General features: G+C 71.9%; 18 protein-coding genes. 11 read left to right on the forward strand and 7 right to left on the reverse strand.

Features of this window, described 5'->3' with window-relative positions; translation table 11 throughout:
• Window positions 1–158 precede the first annotated feature (158 nt).
• The gene (locus G6N37_RS00165; protein ID WP_163674249.1) at window positions 159–428 is read left to right on the forward strand and encodes a DUF3107 domain-containing protein; all 270 of its coding nucleotides are present in this window, start codon (window positions 159–161) and stop codon (window positions 426–428) included.
• Here the strand turns inward: G6N37_RS00165 and G6N37_RS00170 are convergent.
• The gene (locus tag G6N37_RS00170; RefSeq protein ID WP_163674252.1) at window positions 415–1,101 is read right to left on the reverse strand and encodes a TetR/AcrR family transcriptional regulator; all 687 of its coding nucleotides are present in this window, start codon (window positions 1,099–1,101) and stop codon (window positions 415–417) included. The two genes, G6N37_RS00165 and G6N37_RS00170, sit on opposite strands and share 14 nt — an antisense overlap.
• A gap of 199 nt (window positions 1,102–1,300) precedes the next feature.
• Between G6N37_RS00170 and G6N37_RS00175 the strand changes: the two genes are divergently transcribed.
• From G6N37_RS00175 to G6N37_RS00185, 3 genes are all read left to right on the forward strand, one after another.
• Complete coding sequence (locus G6N37_RS00175) at window positions 1,301–2,326, forward strand: DUF3152 domain-containing protein (RefSeq protein WP_179961870.1); 1,026 nt, start codon at window positions 1,301–1,303, stop codon at window positions 2,324–2,326.
• Between the two features lie 83 nt (window positions 2,327–2,409).
• Window positions 2,410–3,597, forward strand: coding sequence for an adenylyltransferase/sulfurtransferase MoeZ (moeZ, locus tag G6N37_RS00180; RefSeq protein WP_163674255.1), 1,188 nt, complete (start codon window positions 2,410–2,412; stop codon window positions 3,595–3,597).
• Window positions 3,598–3,719: 122 nt separating this feature from the next.
• Window positions 3,720–4,574 (forward strand): TIGR02569 family protein, encoded by an 855-nt coding sequence (locus tag G6N37_RS00185; RefSeq protein WP_163674258.1) that lies wholly within the window; start codon window positions 3,720–3,722, stop codon window positions 4,572–4,574.
• Here G6N37_RS00185 and G6N37_RS00190 read toward each other — a convergent pair.
• Genes G6N37_RS00190 through G6N37_RS00200 form a run of 3 tightly spaced genes read right to left on the reverse strand, consistent with a single transcriptional unit; the run spans window position 4,571 to window position 5,908 of the window.
• Complete coding sequence (locus G6N37_RS00190; protein WP_163674261.1) at window positions 4,571–4,873, reverse strand: MGMT family protein; 303 nt, start codon at window positions 4,871–4,873, stop codon at window positions 4,571–4,573. The two genes, G6N37_RS00185 and G6N37_RS00190, sit on opposite strands and share 4 nt — an antisense overlap.
• A gap of 2 nt (window positions 4,874–4,875) precedes the next feature.
• Window positions 4,876–5,661: an alpha/beta fold hydrolase gene (locus G6N37_RS00195; RefSeq protein ID WP_163674264.1), complete on the reverse strand. Its 786-nt coding sequence runs from the start codon at window positions 5,659–5,661 to the stop codon at window positions 4,876–4,878.
• Between the two features lie 43 nt (window positions 5,662–5,704).
• On the reverse strand, window positions 5,705–5,908 hold the full coding sequence (locus G6N37_RS00200) for a hypothetical protein (RefSeq protein ID WP_163674267.1): 204 nt from the start codon (window positions 5,906–5,908) through the stop codon (window positions 5,705–5,707).
• A 110-nt stretch (window positions 5,909–6,018) separates the two neighbouring features.
• On the opposite strand from G6N37_RS00200, the gene G6N37_RS00205 reads away from it, so the two are divergent.
• From G6N37_RS00205 to nudC, 4 genes are all read left to right on the forward strand, one after another.
• Entirely contained in the window at window positions 6,019–9,156 is a 3,138-nt protein-coding gene (locus G6N37_RS00205; RefSeq protein WP_163674271.1) for an ATP-dependent helicase, read from the forward strand.
• A complete protein-coding gene (locus tag G6N37_RS00210; RefSeq protein WP_372514716.1) occupies window positions 9,123–12,470 on the forward strand; it encodes an ATP-dependent helicase in 3,348 nt (1,115 codons plus the stop codon). Before G6N37_RS00205 ends, G6N37_RS00210 begins: the two co-directional genes overlap by 34 nt.
• Window positions 12,471–12,560: 90 nt before the next feature.
• Window positions 12,561–13,631, forward strand: a complete 1,071-nt coding sequence (locus tag G6N37_RS00215) for a potassium channel family protein (RefSeq protein WP_163674276.1) — start codon at window positions 12,561–12,563, stop codon at window positions 13,629–13,631.
• The gene (gene nudC / locus G6N37_RS00220; RefSeq protein WP_163674279.1) at window positions 13,631–14,563 is read left to right on the forward strand and encodes an NAD(+) diphosphatase; all 933 of its coding nucleotides are present in this window, start codon (window positions 13,631–13,633) and stop codon (window positions 14,561–14,563) included. The genes G6N37_RS00215 and nudC overlap by 1 nt, the downstream gene beginning before the upstream one ends.
• Before the next feature lie 10 nt (window positions 14,564–14,573).
• Here nudC and G6N37_RS00225 read toward each other — a convergent pair whose 3' ends face one another.
• Entirely contained in the window at window positions 14,574–15,254 is a 681-nt protein-coding gene (locus G6N37_RS00225; protein ID WP_163674282.1) for a sensor domain-containing protein, read from the reverse strand.
• A gap of 26 nt (window positions 15,255–15,280) precedes the next feature.
• Window positions 15,281–15,535, reverse strand: coding sequence for a mycoredoxin Mrx1 (gene mrx1, locus G6N37_RS00230; RefSeq protein ID WP_083170039.1), 255 nt, complete (start codon window positions 15,533–15,535; stop codon window positions 15,281–15,283).
• Between the two features lie 134 nt (window positions 15,536–15,669).
• Here mrx1 and G6N37_RS00235 point away from each other — a divergent pair, with 134 nt between their 5' ends.
• The 3 genes from G6N37_RS00235 (at window position 15,670) to G6N37_RS00245 (ending at window position 18,433) form a co-directional block, all read left to right on the forward strand.
• Window positions 15,670–17,769, forward strand: a complete 2,100-nt coding sequence (locus G6N37_RS00235; RefSeq protein ID WP_163674285.1) for an ATP-dependent DNA helicase UvrD2 — start codon at window positions 15,670–15,672, stop codon at window positions 17,767–17,769.
• A 100-nt stretch (window positions 17,770–17,869) separates the two neighbouring features.
• Window positions 17,870–18,031, forward strand: a complete 162-nt coding sequence (locus G6N37_RS00240; RefSeq protein WP_163674163.1) for a hypothetical protein — start codon at window positions 17,870–17,872, stop codon at window positions 18,029–18,031.
• A gap of 132 nt (window positions 18,032–18,163) precedes the next feature.
• Window positions 18,164–18,433, forward strand: a complete 270-nt coding sequence (locus G6N37_RS00245) for a WhiB family transcriptional regulator (protein WP_163674288.1) — start codon at window positions 18,164–18,166, stop codon at window positions 18,431–18,433.
• On the opposite strand, the gene G6N37_RS00250 is transcribed toward G6N37_RS00245, so the two are convergent.
• Window positions 18,430–19,773 (reverse strand): macrolide-binding ATPase MABP-1, encoded by a 1,344-nt coding sequence (locus G6N37_RS00250; RefSeq protein ID WP_163674291.1) that lies wholly within the window; start codon window positions 19,771–19,773, stop codon window positions 18,430–18,432. The two genes, G6N37_RS00245 and G6N37_RS00250, sit on opposite strands and share 4 nt — an antisense overlap.
• Window positions 19,774–19,861: the final 88 nt, after the last annotated feature.

Here is a 19,861-nt window from a genome sequence, read left to right on the forward strand (position 1 = left end):
GTGTGAGACCTTCTGCAAGCCAATCGTTACCTGCTCGCGACCGTCGTTTCGCTCACCGCGAACCGCGCGGCGGGGGCCGTCGGGGCAGCGGGCCCGCCGCGTCCACTAGCCTGCAGCTGACAGGTCTGTCGACTTCGACACCAACGGAAGGGGTGACCGTGGAGGTCAAGATCGGTATTACGGACAGTCCGCGCGAGCTGGTGCTCTCCAGCGCGCAGACGCCGGCCGAAGTCGAAGAGCTCGTCAGCGCCGCGCTGAGCGAGGGACCGGGCCTGCTGAGGCTGAACGACGAGCGGGGCCGCCGCTTCCTCGTGCACACCAGCAAGATCGCCTACGTCGAGATCGGCCCCGCCGACGCGCGCCGCGTGGGCTTCGGCATCGGCGCCGAAGTGGCCAAACTCACCGGCAAGGGCGCTAAAGGCGAGTAAGCGGCACGTGTGACAGCCCGCCCCAGGCGAACTGGACGGTGCCCTCGACGGCGTCCGCCTTGGAGATCGGGCGGTCGGAGTCGAGCCAGTACCGGGCGCAGTCGACGCTGATGCCGACCAGTCCCACCGCGATCATCCGGGCGCGGTGCGGGTCGAGGCCCGAATCCGCGCTGATCAGAGCGAACACCGCGTCGATGCACGATTCGGTCGCCACGCGCACTTGCGCGGCCACCTCGGGTTCGGTGACGTAGTCGTTCTCGAAGATCAGCCGGTAACCCTGGCTGTCGTGCTCGATGAAGTCGAAGAACGCCTGGACCGCCGCGTGCAACCGCCGGCGGTTGTCGGTGGTGGTGTTCAACGCCTGCTGTACGCCCGAGACCAGGTTCTCGACGTGCCGGGCGAGCACCGCCAGGTAGAGCTCGAGCTTGCTCGAAAAATGTTGATACAGAACCGGTTTGCTCACGCCCGCTCGGTCGGCGATCTCGTCCATGCCGGCGGCGTGGTAGCCGCGATCGACGAAGACGTCGCTGGCCACGACGAGCAGCTGCCCGCGGCGTTCGTCTCGGGGCAACCGGTTGCCGCGCCGGTTGGAAGCCGCAACGCCGTCCCCGGGCCGACCACGCTCGGCGGACCTGACGGCCCGCCGCGCCGCGGGTTTGGCGAGTTCGCTCATCGGGTCCTCATCTGACGGGTCGGCAACCGGCCGCCGGCACATCGGCCGGCCGCGCGCGGCTCGTTGCGACAGACATTACTACCCGTGCGGTTCGCGTCGGTGTCGTCGCCGCCGTCGGCGCTGGCAGAAAGCGGTGCCGGGCGGCGCATTCGGGCGCGCCAAGGACGGTCGCGCCGGGTGGCTGTGTAATCCTGGGGAAATGACGTCCCAGCGCCCTTCGCGCGGCACCGGTCGGGTTCCGGTGCTGCGCGACGAGTGGCGGGAACCGCTTCGGGCCCTGCGTGACCCGATCGCCCGCGACGGCGGACGGACCCGGGCCGACCGGGAGCGGCCGCGCCGGTGGCGCAAACAGACCTGGCTGGGGCGCTTCGTATCCACCTACGGCTGGCGCGCTTACGCGCTGCCCGTGCTTGCGGCGGTCACGGCGGTGGTCATCTACCAGACGGTGACCGGCACCGCGGCGACGAAGCCCATGGCGAACCAGCCCATCCAGAGTCCGCAGGCGATCGGCGAGGTGGGCACGTCGATCATCGACGCGCCACCTCGCGGGCTCGCCGCGTTCGACGCCAACCTGCCCGCCGGGACGCTGCCGGACGGCGGCCCGTTCACCGAGGCGGGCGACAAGACCTGGCACGTGGTGCCCGGCACGACGCCGCAGATCGGCCAGGGCACCGTCAAGGTGTTCCGGTACACCGTGGAGGTGGAGGACGGCATCGACCCCACGATGTTCGGCGGCGACAACGCTTTTGCCCAGATGGTCGACCAGACGCTGGCCAATCCCAAGGGCTGGACCCACAATCCGCAATTCGCGTTCATCCGGATCGACGACGGAAAGCCCGACTTCCGGATCTCACTGGTGTCTCCGGTGACGGTCCGCGAGGGTTGTGGCTACGAATTCCGGCTCGAGACCTCCTGCTACAACCCGTCATTCGGCAGGGATCGGCAGTCGCGGGTCTTCATCAACGAGGCGCGCTGGGTACGCGGGGCCGTCCCGTTCGAGGGGGACATCGGTTCCTACCGGCAGTACGTGATCAACCACGAGGTCGGCCACGCCATCGGGTACGTGCGCCACGAGCCGTGTGAACAGCAGGGCGCCCTGGCGCCGGTGATGATGCAACAGACGTTCTCCACGTCGAATAACGACGCCGCCCAGTTCGATCCGGACTTCGTCAAGGCCGACGGGAAGACCTGCCGCTTCAATCCCTGGCCATTCCCGATCGCCTGACCTGGCTCGATTGCCGTGCACCGCGGCGGCTGCTGTAGTGGGTGTAGACGGACCGCAAATCGAGATCGAGGAGATGTTCGGGCGTGTCGACATCCCAGACATCGCTGCCGCCCCTGGTGGAGCCGGCGGACCAGCTGACCCGCGATGAGGTGGCCCGCTACAGCCGTCATCTGATCATTCCGGGCCTGGGCGTCGACGGGCAGAAGCGGCTCAAGAACGCGCGCGTGCTGGTGATCGGCGCGGGCGGGCTCGGCGCGCCGACGCTGCTGTACCTGGCCGCGGCCGGCGTCGGGACGATCGGCATCGTCGATTTCGACGTCGTGGACGAGTCCAACCTGCAGCGCCAGATCATCCACGGCGTGGCCGACGTCGGGCGGTCCAAGGCCCGGTCGGCGCGCGAGTCGATCGCCGCGATCAACCCGTTGGTCGAGGTGCGCCTGCACGAGTTCCGGCTGGATTCGCGCAACGCCGTCGAGCTGTTCGCGCAGTACGACCTGATCGTGGACGGCACGGACAACTTCGCCACCCGGTATCTGGTCAACGACGCCGCCGTGCTGGCCGCCAAGCCGTACGTGTGGGGGTCGATCTACCGGTTCGAGGGGCAGGTCTCGGTGTTCTGGGAGGACGCGCCGTGCGGGCGCGGCCTCAACTATCGCGACCTCTACCCCGAGCCGCCGCCGCCCGGCACCGTGCCGTCATGCGCTGAGGGCGGGGTGCTGGGCATCGTCTGCGCCTCGATCGCGTCGGTGATGGGCACCGAGGCGATCAAACTCATCACCGGGATCGGCGAGTCGCTGCTGGGCCGGTTGATGATCTACGACGCGCTGGAAATGTCCTACCGCACCATCACGATCCGCAAGGACCCGGCCTCGCCGAAGATCACCGGGCTGATCGACTACGAGCAGTATTGCGGTGCAACGACGGACGACGCCGCTCCGGTCGTCACCGGCTCGACCATCACCCCGCGCGAGCTGCGCGAGTTGCTGGACTCGGGCAAGAAGCTGGCGTTGATCGACGTCCGCGAGCCCGCGGAGTGGGACATCGTGCACATCGACGGGGCCCAGCTGATTCCGCAGTCGTCGATCAACTCCGGTGAGGGTCTGGCAAAGCTGCCGCAGGATCGCATGCCGGTGCTGTACTGCAAGACGGGGGTGCGCTCGGCCGAGGCGCTGGCAGCGGTGCACAAGGCCGGGTTCTCCGATGCGGTGCACCTGCAGGGCGGCATTGTGGCGTGGGCGCAGCAGATGCAGCCCGACATGGTGATGTACTGAGCCGACCCGCCGCGCCCGGCTTCGCCGCGCTCGCGATCGCCGCAGCATATCCGCGGCGACCCGCCGCGCCCGGCTTCGCCGCGCTCGCGATCGCCGCAGCTGGCCTCGTCTAAGCTTCCGGTGTGACAGTCGAGCCACCGCCGGAGCATGTGCTGGCGGCGTTCGGTTTGACCGGCGTGCAGCCCGTCTATCTGGGGGCTAGCTGGGAAGGCGGCTGGCGCTGCGGCGAAGTCGTCCTGTCGCTGGTGGCCGACCACGCCCGGGCGGCTTGGTCGGCCCGGGTGCGGGAGACGTTGTTCGTCGACGGCGTTCGGCTGGCCCGTCCGGTCCGCTCGACCGACGGGCGCTACGTGGTTTCCGGATGGCGGGCGGACACCTTCGTCGCCGGCACGCCCGAACCCAGGCATGACGAGGTGGTCTCGGCGGCGGTCCGCCTGCACGAGGCGACCGGCAAACTCGAGCGTCCCCGGTTTCTGACCCAGGGCCCCACCGCGCCGTGGGGTGACGTCGACATCTTCATCGCCGCCGACCGCGCCGCCTGGGAGGAACGGCCGTTGGCCTCGGTGCCCCCGGGCGCCCGGACCGCCCCGCCGACGGCGGACGCGCAGCGGTCGGTGGAGCTGATCAACCAGCTGGCCACGCTGCGCCGTCCGACCAAGAGCCCGAACCAGCTGGTGCACGGGGACCTCTACGGGACAGTGCTTTTCATCGGCACGGCCGCCCCGGGGATCACCGACATCACCCCCTACTGGCGGCCCGCGTCGTGGGCGGCCGGCGTCGTCGTCGTTGACGCCCTGTCCTGGGGCGAGGCCGACGACGGACTCATCGAACGCTGGAACGCGCTGCCGGAGTGGCCGCAGATGTTGTTGCGCGCCTTGATGTTCCGCCTGGCGGTCCATGCGCTGCACCCACGGTCGACGGCCGAGGCCTTCCCCGGGCTGGCCCGCACCGCGGCGCTGGTCCGGCTGGTGCTCTAGCGCCGGAAGTCGTAACGGACCTCGCCCAGCGCGATCCTGCCGTCGGTGGCCAGGACGCCCTCGGCGCGCAGCAGCGCCAGCTGACGGGTGGTCAGATGGCGCGCCGGGCGCCCCGAGGCGGTGATCACGCGGTGCCACGGCAGGTCCGAGGAGTCGGTCCGCATGATCCAACCGACGATGCGCGGGCTGGAAAGCCCTGCGGCGGCGGCGATGTCGCCGTAGGTGGCGACCCTGCCCGGCGGGATGGCCGCGACCAGCGCGCGCACCCGCTCGACCTGCTCGTCGGTGACCGGCGCCACGGTCAGCCGACCCCCAGCAGCTCGCGCGTCAGCGCGGCCACCTCCGCGGGGGCGGCGTAGGGCACCATGTGGTTGCAGTCGACATCCAGCAACCGAAAGCCCGATCCCAACCGCTCCTGCAGCCCGGTGATCAATTGGTCGCTCACGTACGGCGGGGAGGTGCGCTTGGCCCGCACCAGGGTCGTCGCCGTCCCCGCCGGCGGGAACACGATGTCGCGGGCCAGCTCGCTCCAGTACGACATCATCGCCGGCAGGCTGACGCGCCAGCCGTACCGGCCGCCCGGCAGCTCGATCAGGTGCTCGTCGATCTCGGCGTCGAGCAACGCGGGGTCGACGTCCGACCAGGAGCCGTGCACCTTTTCCAGGCGCGCTTCCTCGGCGTCGGGGTAGTCGGGCGAGGCCAGCATCGCGTCGGCGATCTCGCGCATCCACCCGCCGTCCAATCCGACCGCCGGGTCGAGCAGCAGAAGCGCCGCCACCCGGTCGGGTCGGGTCGCGGCCAGCTGCATGGCAAGGGCGGCGCCGAAGGAGTGCCCGACCACCAGCACCGGTGCCTCGGCCTCGTCGTCGAGCAGCGCGGCCATCGCCGCCACGTTGGCGTCGATGCTCCACGGCGCCGCCCACGACGACCTGCCGTGGCCGATCAGATCCGGCGCGGCGAAGGTGATTTCGGGCAGCAGGCCGGCCAGCTGCTGCCAGCGCTGCCCGTGACCGGTCAACCCGTGCAAGGCCAGTACCCGCACCGGACCCGGGGGCCCGTAGCGGTGCACATGAAGATCCGCGGTCACTCGTTGATCGTGCCAGCCGCCGCGGCGGCCGTGCGTGGGCGGCTCAGCGTTCGTCGTCCCATTCGTCGTCGGTGGGGACGACGTAGGCCTGTTCGATCACGTCGGCCTCGTTCGCCTCGCGATCGGCAACCGTCAGATACTCGGTGTCCAAGCCGGCCTCGTCCTCGAAGTCGACGGGCTGCAGTTGCTCCGCGGCGTCGCCTTCGGGGGCTTCGTCGTCGGGAAAGCCGCGTTCGACGTCTGTCACGATTACCTACCTTTCTCACCGTTCGTCGGGCTGCTCGCGGCCTCCAGCGTAGGGGTCGTGGGCGGTTCGGGTCGGGCCGACTTGTCAGACCCTGGTGATTGCATGCAGCCATGTCGTACACCTGGGGCACCGAGGCGCGGGCCGTGCTGGCGCCGGGCGTGCGCGGGCCGGTCCGGGTGCTGGGCGGGCCCGGCACCGGCAAGAGCAGCCTGCTGGTCGAGGCCGCGGTCGCCCAGATCGACGCCGGCCTCGCCCCGGAATCGGTTCTGCTGCTTACCGGTTCCGGCCGGCTGGGGACGACGGCGCGCAGCAGGTTGACGACGGCGCTGCTGCGGCCCCGCTCCACCGGGCCCGGCCGGGCCGCCGTCCGCGAACCGCTGGTGCGCACCGTGCACGGCTACTCCTACGCGGTGCTGCGCCGGGCCGCCGAGCGGGCCGGCGATGCGCCCCCGCGGCTGGTCACCAGCGCCGAACAGGACGCCATCATCCGCGAGTTGCTGGCCGGTGACCTCGAGGACGGCCCGCGCGCGGCGGCGGCGTGGCCCGCGCATCTGCACCCCGCGCTGGCGACCGCGGGGTTCGCCACCGAGCTGCGAAACATGTTGGCGCGCTGCGCCGAACGTGGCGTGGACCCGCAGGAACTGGAGCGGCTCGGCCGTCGGTACCGGCGCCCGGAATGGACCGCCGCGGGCCAGTTCGCCCGGCAGTACGAACAGGTGATGCTGCTGCGGGCGGCGGTCGGCACCGCGGCCCCCCAGGCGACGACGCCCGCCCTGGGGGCCGCCGAGCTGGTGGGCGCCGCCCTGGAGGCCTTCGCCGTCGATCCTGAGCTGCTGGCCGCCGAACGGGCGCGGGTGCGGGTCTTGTTGGTCGACGACGCCCAGCAGCTCGACCCGCAGGCGGCCCACCTGGTCCGGGTGCTCGCGGCCGGCGCCGAGCTGGCGTTGATCGCCGGCGACCCCAACCAGGCGGTGTTCGGCTTCCGCGGCGGTGAATCCGCGGGGCTGCTGACCGGCGATTCACCGTCGGTGACGATGACCGTCTCGCACCGCTGCGCGCCGGCGGTGGCGCGCGCCGTCAGTGGCGTCGCGCAGCGGCTGCCCGGCGGTAGCGGCGGCAGGCGGATCGAGGGCACGGGGTCCGAGGAGGGATCGGTCACGGTGCGCCTGGCCGCGTCGGCGCACGCGGAGGCGGCGATGATCGCCGACGCGCTACGGCGCGCGCACCTGATCGACGGCGTGCCGTGGTCGCAGATGGCGGTCATCGTCCGGTCCGTGCCGCGGGCCGGCGCCCGATTGCCGCGCGCGCTGGCCGCCGCGGGGGTGCCGGTGGCGGCCCCCGCGGCGAGCGGACCGCTGTCCGACGAGCCGGCGGCCCGGGCGCTGCTCACGGTCCTGGGGGCCACCGCCGACGGGCTCGACGGCGAGCGGGCCCTGGCGCTGCTGACCGGCCCGATCGGCCGCGTCGACCCGGTTTCGCTGCGGCAGCTGCGCCGAAAACTGCAGCGCGCCAACCCCGATCGCGTGCCGGGTGATGCCGCGGACCTGCTGGCCGAGGCGCTGTCCGGTGACGCTCCGCCACCGGGCCCGCAGTTTCGCGCGGTGCACCACGTCCGCGCGGTGCTGGACGCGGCCGCGCGCTGCCATCGAGCGGGCGAAGACCCGCGCTACACGCTGTGGGCCGCCTGGCAGCGCTCCGGCTTGCAGCGGCGCTGGCTGGCGGCCGCCGAGCGCGGCGGCCCGAGCGGAGCGCAGGCCGCCCGGGACCTGGAGGCGGTGACCGCGTTGTTCGACATCACCGACCAATACGTGTCCCGCACGTCGGGTGCGTCGCTGCGGGGGCTCGTCGAGCACGTCGCCGCGCTAAACCTGCCGGGCGTGAACGAGGAGCCGGTATCCCTCGTGGAACAGGTGCGGGTGCTCAGCGCGCACGCCGCCCTGGGGCACGAATGGGACCTCGTGGTCATCGCGGGGCTGCAAGAGGGGTTGTGGCCCAACACCGTTCCGCGCGGCGGCGTGTTGGGCACCCAGCGGTTGCTGGACGTGCTGGACGGCGTGAGCGAGGACGCGTCGGTGCGGGCGCCACTGCTGGCCGAGGAACGGCGGCTGCTGGTGGCGGCGATGGGCCGGGCCCGCCGCCGGTTGCTGGTGACTGCCGTCGACAGCGACACCGGCGGCGCGGAGCACGAGGCGGCGCTGCCGTCGGACTTCTGCTACGAACTCGCGCAGTGGGCCGACGGCGGCGGCGATGTCGCTACCGCGCAACCCGTCTCGGCGCCCCGGGTGCTGTCCGCCGCGGCGCTGGTGGGCCGGCTGCGCGGCGTCGTGTGCGCGCCCGAAGGCGCGGTCGACGACGCCGCGCGCGCGTGCGCGGCACGGCAACTGGCGCGGCTGGCCCGCGCCGGGGTGCCGGGCGCCGATCCGGCCGGCTGGCACGGGCTGATCCCGGTCAGCACGAGCGAACCGCTGCGCGGCGGCGACGAGCCGGTCACGCTGACCCCGTCGACCCTGCAGATGCTCAACGACTGCCCGCTACGCTGGCTGGCCGAACGGCATGGGGGAACCAATCCCCGCGATCTGCGTTCCACCATCGGTTCGGTGCTGCACGCTCTGGTCGCCGAACCACAGCGCAGCGCAACGGAATTGCTGGCCGAGCTGGACCGCGCGTGGCGGCACCTGCCGTTCGAGGCGCAGTGGCATTCGGCCAACGAGCTGGCGCGGCACCGCGCGATGATCGAGGCCTTCATCGAATGGCGGGCACAGACCCGGGGCGCGCTGACCGAGGTCGGCGTCGAGGTCGAGATCGATGGAACCCTGGGCGCGCCCGGCGAGGGCGGCGGCGGTGAGGTCCGGCTGCGCGGGCGGGTCGACCGGTTGGAGCGCGACGCCGCAGGCCGGCTGGTGATCGTCGACATCAAGACGGGCAAAACGCCGGTCAGCAAGGACGATGCCCAGCAACACGCCCAGCTGGCGATGTATCAGCTGGCGGTGGCCGAAGGCATGGTCGCCGCCGGCGAGGAGCCCGGCGGCGCGCGGCTGGTCTACCTCGGCAAGGCCGGGGCCGCGGGCGCCATCGAACGGGAGCAGGATCCGCTGACGCCGGCCGCCCGCGACGAATGGCGCCGGCTGGTCCGGCGGGCGGCGGAGGCGACCGCGGGTCCCCGCTTCGTCGCCCGTCGCAACGACGGGTGCTCGCACTGCCCGGTTCGGCCCTCGTGTCCGGCCCACGCCGACGGGGCGGCGCAGTGAACCCGCGTTACAGCCCGGCCGAATTAGCTTGCGCGCTCGGGCTTTTCCCACCCACCGATGAGCAGGCCGCCGTCATCGCGGCACCGCCCGGACCGCTGGTCGTCATCGCCGGCGCGGGTGCCGGCAAAACCGAGACCATGGCCGCGCGGGTGGTGTGGCTCGTCGCCAACGGCTACGCCGAGCCCGGCCAGGTGCTGGGGTTGACGTTCACTCGCAAGGCCGCCGGCCAACTGCTGCGCCGGGTCCGGTCCCGGCTGGCCCGGCTGGCCGGCGTCGGTTCCCCCGCAAGCGGGTGGTGCCCCCAGGGCCCCCAGGGCCCCCAGGGCCCCGACGGCGCCGCCCCAGCGGAACCGGCGGACGCCCCGACGGTCAGCACCTACCACGCGTTCGCCGGTTCGTTGATCCGCGACTACGGGCTGTTGCTGCCCGTCGAGCCCGACACCCGGCTGCTCGGCGAGACCGAGCTGTGGCAGCTGGCCTTCGACGTGGTGAGCGGGTACCGGGGGGAGCTGCGCACCGACAAGACGCCCGCGGCGGTCACCGCGATGGTGCTGCGGTTGTGGGGCCAGCTGGCCGAACACCTGGTGGACACCCGACAGCTCGGCGACACCCACGTGGAGCTCGAGCGGTTGATCCACGCGCTGCCGGCGGGCCCCCATCAACGCGACCGCGGGCCCAGCCAGTGGCTGCTGCGGTTGCTGGCCACGCAGACCCAGCGCGCCGCGCTGGTGCCGTTGCTCGACGCGCTGAACGAGCGCATGCGCGCGGCGAAGACGATGGACTTCGGCGTGCAGATGGCCTGCGCGGCGCGGCTGGCGGCGAACTTCCCGCAGGTCGGCGCGGACCTGCGCGGCCGCTACCGGGTGGTGCTGCTCGACGAGTACCAGGACACCGGGCATGCCCAGCGGGTCGCCCTGTCGGCGTTGTTCGGTGGTGGTGTCGACGACGGGCTGGCACTGACCGCCGTGGGCGACCCCATCCAGTCGATCTACGGCTGGCGCGGCGCCTCGGCGACCAACCTGCCGCGCTTCACCACCGACTTCCCGCTGTCGGACGGCACGCCCGCGCCGGTCCTGGAGCTGCGGACCAGCTGGCGCAACCCGCCGCGGGCCCTGCAGCTGGCCAACGCGATATCGGCGGAGGCGCGGCGCAGGTCGGTCGCCGTGCATGCGCTGCGGCCGCGCCCGGACGCCCCGGCCGGGACCGTCCGCTGCGCATTGCTCGCCGATGTGCAGGCCGAACGGGAGTGGATCGCCGACGAGCTCGCGGCGCGGTACCGGGCGGCCCGGGCCGATGGCGAGAGCCCGCCGACCGCGGCGGTCCTGGTGCGCCGCAACGCCGACGCCGCCCCGATCGCCGACGCCCTGCGCGCCCGCGGGATACCGGTCGAGGTCGTCGGGTTGGCGGGGCTGCTGTCCATCCCGGAGGTTGCCGACGTCGTGGCCATGCTGCGGCTCGTCGCCGACCCCACCGCGGGCGCGGCGGCGATGCGGGTGCTCACCGGTCCGCGCTGGCGCCTCGGCGGTCGGGACATCGCCGCCCTGTGGCGGCGAGCCCGCACACTCGGCGAAGGCCTGGGCCCGGCCGCGTCGCCGGCGCCGGAATCGATCGCGATCGCGGCGGGCCCGGACGCCGACACGGCCTGCCTGGCCGACGCCATCGCCGATCCGGGCCCGGCCGAGGCGTATTCGGCCGCGGGATATCAGCGCATCGCGGCGCTGGCCGCCGAGCTGCGCGCCCTGCGCGGCCACCTGGGCCATTCCCTGCCGGACCTGGTCGCCGAGGTGCGCCGCGTGCTGGGTGTCGACTGCGAGGTCCGTGCCGCGGCCGGGGCGAACGCCGGCTGGACCGGCACCGAGCACCTCGACGCGTTCGCCGACGTCGTCGCCGGCTACGCCGAGCGGGCCGACGCCCGAGCGCCGGACCGGAGCGCAACGGCGTCGGTGTCGGGCCTGCTGGCCTTCCTGGACGTGGCGGAGTCCGTCGAGAACGGCTTGCCGCCGGCACCGCCGGTGGCGGCGCGCGAGCGGGTCCAGGTGCTCACGGTGCACTCCGCCAAGGGGCTGGAATGGCAGGTGGTGGCCGTGGCACACCTGTCGGGCGGCATCTTCCCGTCGACCGCGTCCCGGAGTACCTGGCTCACCGACGCGGCCGAGCTGCCACCGCTGCTGCGCGGCGACCGCGCGTCGGCGGGCGCACTGGGCATCCCGCTGCTCGACACCTCCGACGTCACCAATCGAAAGCAGCTGTCCGACAAGATCTCCGAGCATCGCCGCCAGCTCGAGCAGCGGCGCGTCGACGAGGAGCGCCGGCTGCTGTATGTCGCCATCACCCGGGCCGAGGACACCCTGCTGGTGTCGGGCCATCATTGGGGCACCACCGGGATCAAACCGCGCGGCCCTTCGGACTTCCTGTGCGAGATCAAGGCGGTCATCGACCGTTCGGCCGCGGCCGGGGAGCCCTGCGGGGTGGTGGACCGGTGGGCGGCCGCGCCCGCCGACGGTGACCGGAACCCGTTGCGCGACAACACACTCGAGGCGGTCTGGCCCGCCGATCCGCTGGCCGCCCGGCGCGGCGACGTCGAAAGCGGCGCGGCGTTGGTGAGCCGGGCCATGTCGGGTGATGCGGACGCGGAGGGCGCCGACGCCGAGGGGTGGGCCGCCGATGTCGACGCGCTACTGTCCGAGCGCGCGCGGTTGGCGGAACGGCCCACCGGCGCGCTACCCAGCCAGTTGTCGGTCAGCGGGCTGGTGGAGCTGGCCCGCGACCCCGAGGGCGCGGCGCAGCGGCTCAGGCACCGGCTGCCCACCCGCCCCGATCGGCATGCGTTGCTGGGCAACACCTTTCATGCCTGGGTCCAGCAATTCTACGGCGCCGAGTGCCTGTTCGATCTCGCGGACCTGCCGGGCGCGGCGGACTCCGACGTCGGCGATACCCGGGAATTGGCCAAATTGCAGGCCGCGTTCACCGAATCGCCTTGGGCGGCTCGCACTCCCATCGCCGTCGAGGTGCCGTTCGAGATGCCGATCGGCGCCACCCTGGTGCGCGGCCGCATCGACGCGGTGTTCGCAGACCCCGACGGCGGCGTCACGGTCGTGGACTGGAAGACCGGCGACCCGCCGCACGAGCCGGAAGCCATGCGGCAGGCCGGCGTCCAGCTCGCCGTCTACCGATTGGCGTGGGCCGCCTTGTCCGGCGTTCCGGAATCGTCGGTGCGGACCGCGTTCTACTACGTGCGCGCCCGCACCACGGTCGCGCCGGATGATTTGCCCGCCCCCGCGGAGCTGGCCGGGTTGCTCACCGGCGGGGGGTGAGCTGCGCTGCCCGGGTACGGGGGTTGGGCTCGTGGTTACATTGAGTCGTGCGTGTCACCTGCGCTGGCGTCGAGCCGATGACGGACCGCCGTGCGCAACGGTAAGTCCCGACACCCGAGCGGTCTGGAAGAGGCGCTGACCGCCCAGCGAGGCCACCAGTTGATCGGCGTGGTGCGCATCCCCGAGGAGCACGCCAGCCCCATCCGCGTCATCACCCGCCGCGTGGCCATCGCGCTGGTGGTGTTGTTCGCCGCGGCCGTGATCGTCTACGCGGACCGCAACGGGTACCGCGATGTGCGGGGCCAGTCGCTGACCTTCCTCGACTGCGTGTATTTCTCCGCGGTCTCACTGTCGACGACCGGATACGGCGACATCACCCCGTACACCGAAACCGCGCGGTTGGTTCACACCCTGATCTTTACCGCGCTGCGGATCGCGTTCCTGGCCGTGTTGGTCGGCACGACCCTCGAAGTGCTCTCTGAGCGTTCCCGGCAAGGGTGGAAGATTCAGCGTTGGAGGAGCAGAGTGCGCAACCACACGATCGTGATCGGCTACGGCACCAAGGGCAAGACGGCCGTTGCCGCCATCCTCGGTGACGACGGCGCCCAGGGGGACGTCGTCGTCGTCGACACCGATCGCGGCACCCTCGAGCACGCCGCCAGCGCCGGCCTGGTCACCGTGCACGGCGACGCCACCAAGGCGGACGTGCTGCGGTTGGCCGGGGCGCAACACGCGGCCTCGATCATCGTCGCCGCCAGCCGCGACGACACCGCGGTGCTGGTGACGTTGACGGCGCGGGAGATCGCGCCCAACGCCAAGATCGTGGCGTCCATCCGGGAGTCCGAAAACCAGCACCTGCTGCAGCAGTCGGGCGCGGACTCGGTGGTGGTGTCCTCGGCGACCGCCGGCCGTCTGCTCGGCCTCGCCACCACCACTCCCAGCGTCGTGGAGATGATCGAAGACCTGCTGACGCCGGACTTCGGGCTGGCGATCGCCGAACGTGAGGTGGAGCCGGCCGAGGTCGGCGGTTCGCCGCGGCATCTGCGCGACATCGTGCTCGGTGTGGTGCGCGACGGCCGCCTGCTGCGCATCGGCGCGCCGGAGGTGGACGCCGTCGAGGCCAACGACCGGTTGCTCTACATCCGGCACGCGGGGCACTAGTGGGTATCGCGGACTTTCAGCTGCGCAACGTTCCGCTGCTGTCGCGCGTCGGCGCCGACCGGGCCGACCAGCTGCGCACCGATGTCGAGGCGGCCGCCGCCGGGTGGGCGGACGCGGCGCTGCTGCGGGTGGATTCGCGCAGCCAGGTGCTGGTCGCCGACGGCCGGGTGGTGCTGGGCGCCGCGGCCAGCCTGGGCGACAAGCCGCCTCCGGAGGCGGTGTTCCTGGGCCGCATAGACGACGACCGCCACGTGTGGGCCATCCGCGGCGCGCTGGAGGCGCCCGAGGACCCCGACGTGCGCGCCGAGGTGGTGAATCTGCGCGGCCTTGGCTCGATTCTCGACGACACCAGCAGCCAACTGGTGTCCTCGGCGCTCGCGCTGCTCAATTGGCACGACTCCGCGCGGTTCAGCTCGGTCGACGGCTCACCGACCAGGCCGGCGCGGGCGGGCTGGGCTCGGGTCAACCCGGTCACCGGCCACGAGGAGTTCCCGCGCATCGACCCGGCGGTGATCTGCCTGGTCCACGACGGCGGCGACCGCGCGGTGCTGGCCCGCCAGGCGGTGTGGCCGGAGCGGATGTTCTCGCTGCTGGCGGGGTTCGTCGAGGCCGGTGAGTCGTTCGAGGTCTGCGTCGCCCGCGAGATCCGGGAGGAAATCGGCCTGACCGTCCGCGAGGTGCGCTACCTGGGCAGCCAGCCCTGGCCGTTCCCGCGCTCACTGATGGTCGGCTTCCACGCCGTCGCCGACCCGGCGGAGGACTTCTCGTTCAACGACGGCGAGATCGCCGAGGCGGCGTGGTTCACCCGCGACGAGGTGCGCGCGGCGCTGGCCGCCGGCGACTGGTCCAGCTCGGCGGAATCCAAACTGCTGCTGCCCGGGTCGATCTCGATCGCGCGCGTGATCATCGAATCCTGGGCCGCGCTCGACTGACCCGGCGCGGCTACTTGATGCGGCCGGTCACCGTCTGCAGGACGGTGTCGGCGACCTGCTCGGTGGGTTCGATTCCGAGCACGCCGACCGACACCAGCACCGACGACTTCACCGTGTACAGGTGAATCCATCCGTCGGAGCCGAGCTTGAGGGTCGCGGAGTCCGGCTTGTTCAGGGCGAAGTCGTAGGCGTTGTGGTGCAGCGCGGCGCACTGGTCGAGGGTCGTGTGCAGCTGGTTGAGCGCCCCGCCCGCGGCGGCGGCGTCCGGGTAGATGACGACGGTGTTGGTGATCTCGTTGATCGGGGCGATGCCGCCGGGCCTCAGGTCGTCGGTCGAGCCGCTGTAGGCCACCGATCGGTACTCCTTCCAGCCCCCGGCGAAGGTGAGGTCCGTCGACCCCACCGCCCGGCAGGGGGCGGGCGGGTTGCCGACGGTCTCCCGCGGCGGATCATGCCGGTCGGCATACGAATACGGTTGCAGCCCTTCGAAATTGGCGATGCGACGCGCATCTGCCAGGCTGATGACGAGTGATTCGGCGTAGGCGTGATCGGGGGGCGTCGCCGCGGTGTTACTGGGCGAGTGCCCGCACGCCGACGCAAGAGCCACCGCGCCGCAGGCGATCACGGCCGACGCCCTGCCCATCCCCGGCACGCGCCGGAGAAAACGGCTCGAACGGGGACTCGACGCCATGGTCACCTATGTTAGGGCCGCGGTCCTCAGGCGCCGGTTTCGGCGAGCTTGGCCTTGACCTCGGCCGCGCTCGGATTGGTCAGCGTCGACCCGTCGGCGAACTTCACCGTGGGAACCGTCCTGTTGCCGCCGTTGACCGAACCGACGAATTCGGCCGCCGCGCGGTCGTGCTCGATGTCGACCGCCTCGTACGGGATTCCGTTGGACTTCAACACGGTCATGAGGCGATGGCAGTAGCCACACCATGAGGTCGTGTAGACGGTGATCGGGGCAGTGGTCATAGCTGCTAAACGTAACCCGGCGACAATGTGTTCCGCGCCGCGGGCGCCACGCGCATGCCGGCGTGTCATGACAACTCGCCGACGCGCACCGGGCGGGGCCCCGTTTGTCGGCCGCCGCTGTCAAGATGGACGCCATGCCGATGCTCGCCGACGCCTTGACCGCCGGGCTGGACGACGAGCAGCGCGAGGCGGTGCTGGCCCCGCGCGGACCGGTCTGCGTGCTCGCGGGCGCCGGGACGGGCAAGACCCGCACCATCACGCACCGGATCGCGCAGCTGGTGGCGAGCGGTCACGTGGCCGCCGGGCAGGTGCTGGCGGTCACCTTCACCCAGCGCGCGGCGGGGGAGATGCGTTCCCGGCTGCGGATGCTCGACTCCGCCGCGGGCACCGACACCGGCGTCGGCGGGGTGCAGGCCCTGACGTTTCACGCCGCGGCGCACCGGCAACTGCGGTACTTCTGGCCGCGGGTGGTCGGGGACACCGGCTGGCAGCTGCTGGACACCAAGTTCGCGGTGGTGGCGCGGGCGGCCAGCCGCGCCCGGATCAACGCCAGCACCGACGACGTCCGTGACCTGGCGGGCGAGATCGAATGGGCCAAGGCGTCGCTGATCACCCCCGAGGACTACCCGGCCGCCGTGGCCGAGGCGGGGCGCGACATCCCGTTGGACGCCGCGCGGGTCGCGACGGTGTATGCCGCCTACGAGGCGCTCAAGGTCCGCGACGAATCGGTGACGCTGCTCGACTTCGACGACCTGCTGCTGCATACCGCGGCCGCGATCGAGAACGACGCCGCCGTGGCCGACGAGTTCCGCGGCCGCTACCGCTGTTTCGTCGTCGACGAATACCAGGACGTCACCCCCCTGCAGCAGCGGGTGCTGACGGCGTGGCTGGGTGACCGGGACGACCTGACCGTCGTCGGCGACGCCAACCAGACCATCTACTCGTTCACCGGGGCCTCGCCGCGCTTCCTGCTCGACTTCTCGCGGCGGTATCCCGACGCCACCGTGGTCCGCCTGGAACGCGACTACCGCTCCACCCCGCAGGTGGTGTCGTTGGCCAACCAGGTGATCGCCGCGGCCCGCGGCCGCGTCGCCGGCAGCAAGCTGCACCTGTTGGGGCAACGCCCGCCGGGCCCGGCGCCGTCGTTTCACGAGCATCCCGACGAACCGGCCGAGTCCGCCGCGGTCGCGGCGTCGATCGCCCGGCTGATCGAGGCGGGCACCCCGCCGTCGGAGATCGCCGTGCTGTACCGGGTCAACGCGCAGTCGGAGGCCTACGAGGAGGCGCTGACCGAGGCGGGCATCCCGTATCAGGTCCGCGGCGGCGAGGGGTTCTTCACCCGCCAGGAGATCAAGCAGGCGATGTTGGCGCTGCAGCGGGCGGCCGAGCGCGGCGCCGAGGGGCCGCTGCCCGCGGTCGTGCGGGCGGTCCTGGAGCCGCTGGGGCTGACGGCCGAGCCGCCGGTCGGCACCCGCGCCCGGGAACGCTGGGAGGCGCTGACCGCGCTGGCCGAGTTGGTCGACGACGAGGTGGCCCAGCGCCCACAGCTGGAGCTCACGGGACTGCTGACCGAACTCCGGCTGCGCGCCGACGCGCGGCACCCGCCGGTGGTGCAGGGCGTGACGCTGGCGTCCCTGCACGCCGCCAAGGGCCTGGAGTGGGATGCGGTGTTCTTGGTCGGGCTGGCCGACGGCACGCTGCCCATCTCGCACGCGCTGGCGCACGGGCCCGAAAGCGAGGCCGTCGAGGAGGAGCGCCGCCTGCTCTACGTCGGAATCACCAGGGCGCGAACACATTTGACGCTCAGCTGGGCGCTGGCCCGCAGCCCCGGCGGGCGGCAGGGCCGCAAGCCGTCGCGGTTCCTCAACGGCATCGCGCCGCAGGCGCGCGCCGACGCCGCCCCCAACAGGGCCCGGCGCAACCGGGGACCCGCGCCCCGCTGCCGGATCTGCAACAAGGACCTGTCCACCGCCGCGGCCGTCATGCTGCGGCGCTGCGAAACGTGTGCCGCCGACGTCGACGAGGAGTTGCTGCTGCGGCTCAAGGCCTGGCGGCTAGACATCGCCAAGGAGCAGAAGGTGCCCGCCTATGTGGTGTTCACCGACAACACGCTGATCGCGATCGCCGAGCTGCGCCCCGGCGACGAGGACGCGCTGATCGCGATCCCCGGCATCGGGGCGCGCAAGCTGGAACAGTATGGGCCCGACGTGCTGGAGTTGGTCCGCGGCCGCTGACCGGTGAACGCGCAGGTCAGAAAATCGGTTGTGGCGAACGGCGGCTAGGATCTACCCTCGAAACCGCGGTCTGCGCGCTAACGGGAAGGAGGTGGCCACGATGATCAACGACGCGTTCGGTGTGGGCGTGGCCGCCGCGGCGCTGTCCGCGCGCACCTTCCACGCCGCGCACACCGCTACGCCGGCGGCCGCGTTGAAGCATCGCGCCGCCGCCGCGACGAACGCGTCCGTGGGACTCGAGGTCCACCGAATGGCCACCTGACAGCCCGGTTTTCACCGAATGGCCACGGACCCGAAGTCAAGGATCCGTGGCCACAGTTTTTTCGGGCGCAAGCCCGCTCCCTGGTCCGGATCAGCAGCAGGAAGCCCCGACCAGGAAGCAGGTGAGCAGGACATGTCGGTACTGACAGTCCCCCGACAGCCGTCGCCGGTGTTGCCGTGCCACGCCGGCGATCCCGACCTCTGGTTCGCCGAGACCCCGGCCGACCTCGAGCGCGCCAAGGCGCTCTGCGCGGGCTGCCCGATCCGGCGCCAGTGCCTGGCGTCGGCGCTCGAACGCGCCGAGCCCTGGGGGGTGTGGGGCGGGGAGATCTTCGACCGGGGCGCGATCCTGAGCTTCAAACGACCGCGCGGACGTCCCCGCAAAGACGGGGTCGCCGCCTAGACGACCGCGCTGTCGGGCTCGGCGAAGCCCGGGATCAGCTCCTCCGAGAGCGCCTTGATCGGCACCCGCGCGTCCAGCTGGCACAGGATCGCGGCCACCGACGCGATGACGCGCATCGGGATGGCCAGCTTGGGCGGCAGGTCCATCTGCCGGGCCGTCTTGATCTGCGACACCGACCGGTCGATCTGGCCCACGGTCATGCGCTGCAGCCACTTGCGCGTGTAGTGGAACTCGTCGACCTCGATGGGCTCGACGTACTGGCGCAGCATCTCGTCGATGTCGCGCACCGACACCTGCTGACCCTTCTGGATGAAGCCGACCTTCTCCATCGTCGGCAACAGCAGGTCGTAGTTCTTGTCGCGGGCCAGGCGGATCGTCATCCCGAGCTCGATCGGGTAGCCGCCGGGCAGGGGGGCGACGGCGCCGAAGTCGATGACACCCATCCGGTCGTCGGGCAGCAGCATGAAGTTCCCCGGGTGGGCGTCGCCGTGCAGCATCCCCAGCCGCCGCGGTGCGTCGAAGGTGAGCTCGAGCAGCCGGGTGCCGATGAGGTCGCGCTGCTCGCGGGTCCCGTTGCGGATGATCTCCGCCAGCGGCAACCCGTCGATCCACTCCTGGACCACGACCTTGGGCGCGCTGGCCACGACGTGGGGTATCACGAAGCGGGGATGGCCCTCGTAGGCCTTGGCGAAGGCGCGCTGGTTGTCGGCCTCCAGCCGGTAGTCGAGTTCCATCTCGGTGCGTTCGACCAGTTCGTCGACGATGCCCTGGACGTCGGCGCCCGGGGCGAGCTGTTTGACCACGCCGACCAGCCGCTGCATGGTTTTCAGGTCGGCGCGCAGCGCCTCATCGGCGCCCGGGTACTGGATCTTGACGGCGACCGTGCGGCCATCGGACCACACCGCCTTGTGCACCTGGCCGATGCTGGCCGAGGCGACGGGCTTGTCGTCGAACGAACTGAACCGCTCCCGCCACTTGGTGCCCAGCTGGGCGTCGAGCACCCGGTGCACCTTGTTGGCGGGCAGCGGTGGGGCGTCCTTCTGCAGCTTGGTCAGCGCCTCGCGGTAGGGCTCGCCGTATTCGTCCGGGATGGCGGCCTCCATGACCGACAGGGCCTGGCCCACCTTCATCGCTCCGCCCTTGAGCTCCCCCAAGACGGTGAACAGCTGGTTGGCGGCTTTCTCCATCAGCTCGGCCTGGACTTCGTCCCTTGACTTGCCGGTCAGCCGTTTGCCGAAGCCGAGCGCAGCCCGCCCGGCGAAGCCGACCGGGATGCTGGCCAGCTTCGCGTTCCGCGCCGCACGGCCGCGTTTGATGTCTGCCACGTCTCCATCATCCATGACGGCCGGCTCGGCTCGCGCTTGATCTTCACAACACCTCGTCCCCGCGCGGCCGGCGGCCCCGAGCCCTAGGTTGTCCTTGCGGGCC

Origin of the sequence: Mycobacterium seoulense, from assembly GCF_010731595.1 — a bacterium.
Lineage (GTDB): Bacteria > Actinomycetota > Actinomycetes > Mycobacteriales > Mycobacteriaceae > Mycobacterium > Mycobacterium seoulense.